General features: G+C 40.6%; 2 protein-coding genes. Both read right to left on the bottom strand.

Going from position 1 to position 1,689, the window contains the following annotated elements; all coding sequences use genetic code 11:
• Positions 1-1,269, bottom strand: a 1,269-nt coding sequence (locus RDK53_RS12220) for a hypothetical protein (protein WP_308515263.1), incomplete at its 3' end; no start/stop codon positions are given.
• Positions 1,270-1,292: 23 nt separating this feature from the next.
• The coding region (locus RDK53_RS12215) for a hypothetical protein (protein WP_308515261.1) at positions 1,293-1,689 on the bottom strand (397 nt) is incomplete at its 5' end.

Below are 1,689 nucleotides of genomic sequence, written 5' to 3'. Positions count from 1 at the left end.
AGGCTTTTGACGGGCGATTTCTTTAACGTTTGCCTTGGCAATTGTCACCAGATCTCTTGGACTTAATTTGTCAACTTCTTTAAAGCCGTGTTCATATAACCAAACTGAAGTTTTGCTTTTTAACCCATTGAACCAACGAATTAAGGAAGGCTCTGTCACTGCATGAAGAGCACAACTTTCTACCAAGTAAGCACAAACCTCTTCCTTATAACCTTTTGACTTTTTTGTAATCTGGGCCAGTGTCAATTGCGACTGAGCATACAGCCCAATTGGATCACTTTTCGCTACTAAATGCTCAAGCAAGCTTGGAGCTTCTTCAATAGTTGGCTGAAGTTTATTTTTGAAAAAGGTGTCATATGCCATATGAATACCAAGCTCGTGGAGCAAAACACTTGGAGCAGAAACGGCGGAAAGATTTTCAGCTACAAGAACTGCAATTTTTTTAGATTTCGAATAAAACCCTTGAATATTGTTAGCGTCAGAACGCAGGTTCCTCTTCGCCCTTTCAATAGCATTCCTTAAAGCAGGTGTATAATCAACGTCAAGATAATTATCCTCGTGCGACTTCGTAGACTGAGGTTCGGTATGTTTTCTCTCAGTAGTCTGTAAACAAGAGGAGAGCGGGACCGAAGCCGCTTGATCAGGAAAGATGAGCGCGCCTGATATTTTTATCCACTGATTGCCCCATAGATTTTGGGGCAATTCTTTTTTGCGAACCGGTCGAACGGTAACTACCTCTAAACGGTTCGATTTCTCATTAAGAGTACAAACTATCCCGTACTGATGCTTGGAAGAATAGAAAACATATTTCAAAGGATTCAGTTGATACAACTGAGAACTATTCTTCAAAACCTCTACCAATCCTTTTAAAGAACCTTCAGTTTTGTTTTCTTCTTTAGGAAAAAAGTCTCTTTTAGGAAACTCTATTACATTCCCAGTTAAATGCCGGGAACCTGCTCCTCTATGAACAAAAGGAATATGAAAGCCTATTCTTACAACAATTGGGCAAGCCGGAAAACCTTCCTTAAGATGAGGAAGCTCTGCGATAATTCCCTCCTCGTTATCGGAAGTTGCAAGTTCATCCGGAACAATGTTTTTTGTTTTCTTATGAATCTTCGAAGCGATAGTGATTCCATCAAGCTCATCAGTTTGCAGGTTTTCTATCACTCTCAAAAAGCCGCAAAGAAGCAAGTTGTCTATAGTACTTTTTCCAAAATAGTCACAAAGTGAAGTCAAAATGACATCTCTTCTTTGATGAGTTTTATTCAATCCTGTAGACATAACCATCCTTTTTATCGTTGTAATCCGCTTTTCGGCTTCTCGACCACGGCTGCCTTTGGAAGCGGTTTGCCTGCCTGTTCCAGCTCAACGAATTTTCTGTAGAGAGTTTTTATTTCCGGTTCGGCATCCGTTATTTTGGAGTACTTGAAGTTCATGGCCTTGACGTGTTCTGCCAACACTTTCATTCCTTCCGGAGACAATTTCACTTCAGGCTTTTGACGGGCGATTTCTTTAACGTTTGCCTTGGCAATTGTCACCAGATCTTGCGTTTTTAGTCTGCTTACATCTAAAACCCCATGTTCAGAAAGCCAAACTTTCACGGTTGAGGTGACTTCCTGAAACCATCGTTGGACTTTCGGAGTTTTATTGATTTCCTTTGCAGCTTCTTCAATAAGATATCCGCAGACT

The organism is uncultured Turicimonas sp. (assembly GCF_902477955.1).
In the GTDB taxonomy this organism is placed as follows: Bacteria; Pseudomonadota; Gammaproteobacteria; order Burkholderiales; family Burkholderiaceae_F; genus Turicimonas.
This window is presented reverse-complemented; position numbering and strand designations above follow the sequence as displayed.